Annotated in this window: 2 protein-coding genes; both read right to left on the bottom strand. The window is 66.1% G+C overall.

Annotation, left to right across the window (positions count from 1 at the left end; genetic code table 11):
- A partial coding sequence (locus tag LAO51_18940; GenBank protein MBZ5640819.1) for a hypothetical protein occupies positions 1-464 on the bottom strand: 464 nt, incomplete at its 3' end.
- Positions 465-1,020: 556 nt separating this feature from the next.
- Positions 1,021-8,451 carry a choice-of-anchor D domain-containing protein gene (locus tag LAO51_18935; protein ID MBZ5640818.1) on the bottom strand — a complete coding sequence of 2,477 codons (7,431 nt, stop codon included), beginning with the start codon at positions 8,449-8,451 and terminating at the stop codon, positions 1,021-1,023.
- Between the last annotated feature and the right edge of the window lie 25 nt (positions 8,452-8,476).

Here is an 8,476-nt window from a genome sequence, read left to right as displayed (position 1 = left end):
ACGTTCGGGCTGCCCGTGGTGACGTTCCAGGCCAGGACGGCGTCGATGTCGACGCCCGGCGTTCCGCCGGTCTGCCCGGTGTTCCTCAATCCCCACATCTCGGGGAATCGCGGGTCGTTGGGGACGATGCTAGCGTGGACGTAGTAGTTGGGCTCGGCGTACTCGACGTTGGGGTTCGCCTTCAGGCGCTCGAGGGCCCGCTCGACGGTGACCCCGTTGCCGAGACTCCAATGCTCGGCCTTGGACCGGAACGCGTGGCGGGTCTGCGCCCCAAGGTCCGCCTTCGCCGAAGACTTCAGGTGCATCGGCGCGTCGGCCTTGAATTTGACTAGGATTTCGCCCGGCACGTAGGCGGGTCCCTGCGCCCCCGAGCGTGGTGCGCCGATCGACGTTCCCACGTCGCCGGCGATGAAGACGAGAAGGGCCAGGGCGAGGAGAGCGAATACCATTCTTGAACGCGGCATGGTTCCCCCCAACGGGAAATGCGCACCGAGCACGCCTCAGCGACGGCGTGGACCGGCGCACCACTAAGTCCGGCTCGACCTGCCACCTCGGCCCGGGCGAGCCCGCATATCGCGAATCCTCGGTTCACCGCCGACATCCGGGGGGGCCGGCGGGTGATGCGGACAACGGTTCGCTCTCGTCCAGCGGTGTCTGGCCCGGGGTGTGCCCATCACCCCTGATCCCGTGTTGCGGGCGTTACCCGTTGCCTAGGGATCATTCCTATACTGCGGTCCCGCCCGGATCATCAAACCCCTTTTTTGTCCTTTATTCATTTGGGTGGGTCTGAGTCCATGCCGTGGCCTCCGAGGGTCCGAAGCCGGGGTGCGTCCCTAGGGGGGGAAAAAAAAGGCCCGCCGGGCTTGAAGCCGGGCGGGCCGAACCGAGGGGTCGGGACCCAACGACCTGCGTCAGCGTTTCCCTATCGTCGCTCCAGTGTTCCCGACCCGAGGGTAACCGGCGACCGCCCCGGCCGCGCCCAGACAGGGGCGCGAACCGAGGTGGTCGCCGTCAAGACGTCTAGTGGCAGTCTCCGTGGCCGACCTTGACCGACCGCGGCTTGGCGGCGGATTCCGTGCCGTACCCGCTCTCCCCCTGTCCGTCGAAGTACTGCCCGACGTAGAAGAAGACCTGTCCGGGAGCCGGGACCGCGGTGTCCTCGAATCCGATCGTCGTGTTGTCGGTGGTTCCCCGATCGATGCACAACACATCGCCGAGGTCGATGAACGAACCCTGGACGTGCAGGTTCGCCACGTTGCCCCGGATGATGTCGTAATTCTGCGCACCTTCGACCGGCTCCCATTCCAGCCTGGTGTTGTGCGTGTCCGCCAGGTTCAGCATCAAAGGCTCGGCCGAATGGCCGTTGCCCTTGTCGTGCGGCACCGCGACCGTCGTGGTCGCCCCGGTGGCGTTCCCCGCGGCGTCGGTGACCACATAGGTCATGGTGTACACGCGCCCGTTCCGGGTACCGTCGCGCTCGGCGCGGAGCAGGATCTGGTAGTCCGGGGTGCCGATCGTGGCGCCCTGGATGTCGTCGGAGGTGCTGCCGTCCCCGACGCCATTGGCGTCATCGGGCTCGTTCGAGGTCGCGGCGATGAGGACGATCGGCGGATTCGGATCGCAGATGTCCGACGCGACCACGGTGTTGTTGACGTCCACCATCCGGTGGTTCGGCGGCCAGAGCACGCTCGGGCTCGAGATCGCCGAGATGAGCGGAGGCTGGGTGTCCACGACCGTGATGGTCACGGTCGCGGGATCGGAGTTCTCAAAGCCGTCGTTGACCACGAGCGTGACCACCGTGGATCCCAGTGGGAAGCTCGCGGTGGGCGTCGGGCTCGTCGGATCGTCGAAGGTGATCCCGGGGGCGGTCCAGAGGAAGGTCAGCGGATCGCCGTCGGGGTCGCTGGCCGAGCCGCTCAGCGTGAAGGTCGCGCTGAGGTTTCCGGTGCACTCGCCCTGCTGCGGGGCTCCCGCCACGGCAGTGGGTTTCTGGTCGCAGGCGAGCCGGACCGGAACCCCGAGGAGCGGGTTGGCCGGGTCGTTGCTGCTGAGGTCGAGGGTGGCGTCGTGGAACCCGTGGTCGAGGCCGGTGCAGTCCAGCGCGCAGACGGTGTCCTGGCACTCACCCGCCGAGACGGTTCCGTTCACCGGCGAGCAGATGAGCCACTGCGGGATGCTCGTGAACTGGATCGCCAGGTTGTCGTGGACGTAGGCCGCGTCGAATACCGCGTACAGCCCATCGTCGCGGGTTGCGTTCTGAATGCCGATCGTGGCCGAGTTGAGCGTGCCGGTCATCGAGAGGTACTGGTAGACGATCTTGCCGTCGGGGTAGAGGATCGTCTCGTAGGTGTACAGCCCGGTGAGGCCGCCACCGGTGTAGTGGGGCACGTTGACGTACTCCACGATGAACCGGAGGCCGTCGTTGTAGTAGAACGCCTGCGCGCTGCCCGCGCTTGAGCTGAAGTTCTGGTCGTCCCAGAACGGGGCCAGCAGGTTCTCCGGGTAGGAAGTGCCGCCGGTCGGGAGCGGCTGGTTGTCGTAGGCGTAGAGGCCGGAGGTGACGGTGCTCGTGAACGACTGCCAGCCGTTGGTGTTCGCGTTCAACGTCGAGTACGTGCTGCCGTAGAACGTGAAGCCGAACCCGATCGGGATGCCGGTGACGCTCTGATCGTCGCTGTTCAGCGCGAGCGGGGTGCCGACGCCGGAGATGTCCACCCAGTCGAACACCGGGCCGCCCGGTTCGTCGGAGTCCCTCCACCGGTAGCCGAACGCGTCCGGACCGCCGGATCCGAGGATCCCCGGCCGAGGATCGATCTCGTCCTTGCCGGTTTCCAGGGTTCCGTACATCGGCACCGAGACGCCGGTGAGGATGTTCGTCCCGCTCTGCCAGACCAAATCCGAGCCGCCGGTGTTGCACACCGAGAGGTTCGTGGTGCCGGGTGTGTCGGGCGGGAGAGCCACGTAGATGGACGCCGGATCGGGATGGATCACCGGCGGCATCAGGGAGGTACCCTCCAGCGGGATGACGACCGGGTTCGTGTCCGGATCGTCGCTGGTGATGGTGATGCTCCCGGAGAGCGTCCCCGGTGCGGTCGGCGCGAAGTGGACCGTGATGGGAAGCGTGCTGTACGGCGCGACGATCGTCGTGTTCGTGAGGCCGGTCTGGCTGAAGTCTCCGGCGACCGTAACGTCCGTAATGTGCAGGCAGCCGGGCCCGTTGTTCTCGATGGTCAACGGCAGCGCGCTGGAGTAGCCGACGTAGGTCATCGGGAAGGTCAGCGATGCCGGGCTGACGCCGATGTCCGGGATTCCGGTCACTTGGAGAGTGACCGGGACATGGACCATCGGGCGTGCCGGGTCGTTGCTGCTGAGGTCGATGCTGCCGAGGTAGTCGCCGCAGACCAGTTGGGTGGCGTTGAAGACCACGTCGAAATCCGCGGAGCCGCCGGCGGGAATCGTGGCGCCGTCCGGGGTCACGGTCAGCCAGTCAACGCCCTTCGAGAAGTCGATCGCCATGTTGTCGTGGAGGTACACGTTGTTGGCGACGACCGTCAGGCCGTCGTCCTTGGCCGCGTTCTGGATGCCGATCGTGGCGCTGGTGAGCGTTCCCGGCATAGAGAGGTACTGGAACACCACCTTGCCGCTCGGGTAGAGAATCACTTCGAACGTGAGAGGGTAGGCCGAGCCTCCCGAGAGTGTCTGCCAGTTGTTGTACTGCAGGATGAAGCGCGTCCCGTCGTAGTAGTAGTAGGCGTTGCTGGTCGTCCCCTTGTAGAGATCGTCCCAGAACGCGGCCAGCAGGTTCTCCGGCGCGCTCGTGCTTGGGAGCGCGTAGTTACTGTACGACGTGAGGGTCGAGGTGAAGGACAGCCAGCCGTTGGTGCAGGCGTTCACCGTCGTGAAGTTGTTGCCGTAGAACGAGAACGTCATGCCCAGCGGAATTCCGACCACGGTGCTGTCGTCACTCGAGCCGAAGGTGAGCGGGGTTCCGACGCCCGAGATCTCGACCCAGTCGAAGACCGGGCCGCCCGCCTCGTCGGAGTCCTTCCACTTGTAGCCGAACGCGTCGGGCCCGCCGGAGCCGAGGATGCCAGGCCGCGTGTCCGCCTCGCCCTTCTTGAGCTCGGTGTACGTGTACTGGGTGACCCCGGCGCCGTTGAGCCTCTGGGCCGTGGCGGTGAAGGTCAGGTCGCTGCCGCCCTGGTTCTCCACGTGCAGCGTGCGGTGGACGACGTCGCCCACGTTCAGCGCTTCCGTGAAGGAGGTCGGCGTGACCTGGATTACCGGCGGGGTCAGCGCGAGGCCGCTGAGCGGAATGACCAGCGGGTTCCCGGTCGGATCGTCGCTGGTGACGGTGATGCTCCCGGAGAGCGTCCCCGGCGCGGTCGGCGAGAAGCTCACCGTGATCGGGATCGAGCCGAACACCGGGATGCTCACGGGCGGCGTCAAGCCGGTCTGGCTGAAGTCGCCGGCGACCGAGACTCCGCTGACGTGCAGGACGTCGGTCCCGGTGTTCTGGATCAGGAGCGGCAGGGTGTGGCTGTATCCGACGTAGGTCATCGGGAAGATCAGCGACGCCGGGGCGGCCCCGATGTGCGGAACGCCCGTGACGTGGAGGTTCACCGGCACCGCGAACACGCCGTTCGCCGGATCATTGGTGGTGACGTCCACGCTCGCGGAGTAGTCGCCGCCGATCAGGCCGGTCGAGTCGATCGCCACGTCAAGATCGATGAACGCGCCGGGCGCAACCGTGCCCGTGCGCGGCGTCACGCCGATCCAGCCGATGGGCGGGTTGAACTCGACCGCCAAGCTGTTGTGCACGTACGCGGCGTTGAAGACCACGGTCAGGCCGTCGGTCTTCGTCGCGTCCTGGATCCCGAGCGTCGCGCCGGTGACCGTGCCGGTCATCGACAGGTACTGATAGACGATCCGGCCGTTCGGGTACAGGATCACCTGGAACGTGAACAGGCCGGAGGTCGAGAACGTGTCGACGTTCGTGTACTGCACGATGAACCGCGTTCCGTCGTTGAGGTATTTCACGTTGCCGGTGCGCAAGTGCAGATCGTCCCAGAACAGCGCCAGCAGGTTCTCCGGCGCGCTGGTGCTGGGCAGCGCGTAGTTGGTCAAGGAGGTCGTCGTGTTCGTGAACGACAGCCACCCGTTCGTGCAGACGTTCACCGTCGTGAAGCTTCCGCCGTAGAACGGGAAGGAGAAGCCGATGGGGATCCCCGTGGTGTTGGCGTCGTCGGAGCTGGTGAAGCTGATCTGCGTTCCGGTCCCGCTGATGTCGGTCCAGCTGAAGACCGGGCCGTTAAGCGAGTCGGAGTCGCGCCAGCGGTAGCCGAACGTGTCGGGCCCGCCGGAGCCGAGAATGCCGGGCCGCGGGTCGGGCTCGTCCTTCTTGAGCTCGATGGGCGGATAGTTCGGCACCACGGCGCCGGTGCTGAGATGGACGTCGGTGCTGTAAGTCAGATTGCTTCCGCCGGTGTTCGTCAGGCGTAGCGCGCGGTGGACCACGTCGCCCGAGATCAGGGACTCGGTGAACGACGTGGGCGACCAGCCGACGATCGGCGGAAGGATTGCGGTGCCCGTCACCGGCATCGCCTTGATCGGGTTCACCGGATCGTTGCTGTAGACCTGGACCGCCGCGTTCAGGGTCATGGGAACCATCGGCAGCCAGCGCAGCGTGAACAGCCGCGAGCCACCCGGCGGCAGATCGAACGCCGCGCGAGCATACACATCGCCGCTCGCCGCCCCCTCGATCGTGAGGGACCCGTGAGTGGTGGTGAGATCCGTCACGCGGAGCACGTCGGTGCCGGTGTTCACGACTTGGAACGTCTGAAGCTGCGAGTACCCGACGAACTTGGTGCCGTACGCGATCGAGGTCGGCGAGAAGCTGGCCACCGGGACGCCGATGATGGTCAGCTGACACGGAACCGTCCGGGTCTCCGGGAGGTTGTTCGTGAGGACGACCCCGCCGTTCAAGACGCCGCCCGATCGGTCAGTGGCGTCGAACTTCACGTTGAAGACGAAGTTTCCGCCTGGCGGGATGGTCGCCGAGGACGGCGTGACGACCAGCCAGTCGGGAGTCCTGCTGATCTGGATGGCCAGGTTGTTCTTGATGTACGTGCCGTTGTTGACCATCTGGAGGAAATTCGTCGGCGTCGTGGTTTGGAGATTCTGTATCCCGACGGTCGCGATGTTGAGCGTCCCCGTCATGGTCAGGTACTGCATGACGATCTTGCCGCTCGGGTACAGCAACACCTCGAAGTTGAGGTCTTCGGTGGTGGTGCGCTGGAAGACGTTCTTGTACTGGATGATGACCTTGCTCCCGTCGTACTGCCAGAACGCCTTCGATGTCCGCGCTGGCGTCCCGGAGCTAGTGCGGAAGTACAGGTCGTCCCAGAAGGGTGCGATCGTGTTCTTGGGCAGCGACGTGGTCGGGAGCGCGACGTTGCTGTACGGGTTGGTCGTGTCCGTCGTGGTGAAGGTGATGAAGCCGTTGGTGTTGACCCTCGCCCCGGTGAAGTTGCTGCCGTAGAACGGGAAGGTCATTCCGAAGTTGCTGATGACGGCGCCGGCATCGTCGCCCGTGAGCGAGAGCAGGGTGCCCGTCGTGCTGATGTCCACCCAGTTGAAGGTCGGGCCGCCGGAGGCGTCGGAGTCCTTCCAGCGGTAACCGAAGCCGTCGGGACCGCCGGATGCCAGCGCGCTCACCTCGTCGGCGACGACCAGCTCGCCGTTGCCCTGGTTGGCCGCGGCGTTCACGATCAGGTTGGACCCGCCCGTGTTGTACACGGTCAGCGGGAGAGTTTCCTGCTGGGCGGTGTACAGCGTCCGGGTGAACGACGTCGGGTCATAGACCATTTGCGGGGCCACGAGGCCGTTGCCCGCCACCGGGACGACGATGCTCGGGTTGGACGAGTCGTTGCTCTGGACCGTGACCGACCCGGAGAACGAGCCGGGAACCGCGGGAGTCCACGTCACGGTCACGTTCTGCGAGCTGTGCGGCGCCACGTTGAACACCCGCGGGGTCACCGTGATCTCGGGGCCGCTGGGCAGGATGTCGGTCACGACCAGGGTGTCGGTCCCCGCGTTCGCGACGATCAGGTTCTGCGGCGTGGGTACGCCGACGAACACATCACCGTAGGCGAGACTCGTGGGCTGGACGTTGGCCTCCGGTGCCCCAGTGACGTGGAGTACGGCGCTGACAGGAAGGACCGGATGCGCCGGGTCGTTGGTCTGGATGTTGACCGTGCCCGGATAGTGACCGCCTTCGAGTCCCGACGCGTCCATGTGAAGGACGATCGGCTTGGACTCGCCACCCCGGAGCCGTCCGGAGGTCGGCGCGGCGCTTAGCCACTGCGGGATGGACGCGATGCGCACCGCCAGGCCGTCGTGGACGTACGCCACGTTGAAGTCGACCTGCAGGCCCGTGGTCTTGGCCGCGTCCTGGATCCCGATCGTGGCCGAGTCCAGCGTTCCGCTCACGGTCAGGTACTGGAAGGTGATCTCGCCGCTCTGGTCGATGATCGCCTGGAAAGTGTAGTTGCCCGTCCCGGTGGAGGAGTAGTGCGGGATGTTGTTCCACTGGACGATTGCGTGGGTGCCGAAGGACTGGAAAAAGATCAGGCTCGCGCCGCCCGGGTTCAGGTCATCCCAGAACGGGGCGATCAGGTTCTCCGGCGCGCCGGAGTTCGGCAGGGGCTGGTTCGAGTACGAGGTGGCCGAGCTGCTGAACGAGAGCCAGCCATTCGAGCAGACAAGGATCGAGTTGAAGAGCGTCCCGTAGAACGGGAAGTTGAATCCCAGCGGGATCGGAGCGCTGGTGGAGTCGTCGCTGGTCACGCCGGAGACCGCCGTGCCCGTCCCGGAGATGTCGGTCCACGCGAAGGTCGGGCCGCCCGCCTCGTCGCTGTCGACCCAGCGGTAACCGAAGGCGTCCGGTCCGCCGCTGCCCTGGAGGATCGGGCTGCCGTGGCGGGGATCCGGATCGTCCTTGCCGAGGATGAGCGGATCTTGCGGAACGCTGTACGGCTCACCCACGGCCGGCGACGGGATCGTGAAGTCGAGGGTCCCGGTGCCGATGTTGCTCAGCACGACCGTCCGGTCCGTCTGCTGGCCGGTCAGCAGGTCGGCCGTCACCGAGGTCGGGTCCACGTTCCCCGTCGGCGGCGGCAGCGTCGTCCCGGACGCGAGGTTCGAGAGCGCTCCCGGGTTGCCCCACTCGTCGAAGGCTTTGATGGCGAAGTAGTAGAACGTGCTGGCGTCGAGGCCGTGGACCTCCATGCTCTCCGGAGATCCCGAGACCTGCGGCGTCGGCTCGTTGCCGGCCCGCGTCGCCGAGGCCCAATTCGCCTCCGTGATCGAGGACGTCGAGTACCGCACCTCGTAGTAGCTGGCGGTCCCCACGATCCCGTCGTCCCCGGTGGCGGTCCAGGTCAGCCCCATCGTGTTCGAGCCGGGGTCGATGGTC

Source organism: Terriglobia bacterium, from assembly GCA_020073205.1.
Classification (GTDB): domain Bacteria; phylum Acidobacteriota; class Polarisedimenticolia; order Polarisedimenticolales; family JAIQFR01; genus JAIQFR01.
Note: the sequence above shows the minus strand (reverse complement) of the source record. Positions and strands in the feature narration are given on the sequence as shown.

Excerpts from the sequence above, each read along its gene's own strand:
- LAO51_18935 (MBZ5640818.1), bottom strand. The coding sequence starts at position 8,451 with ATGGGGCTGACCTGGACCGCCACCGGGGACGACGGGATCGTGGGGACC.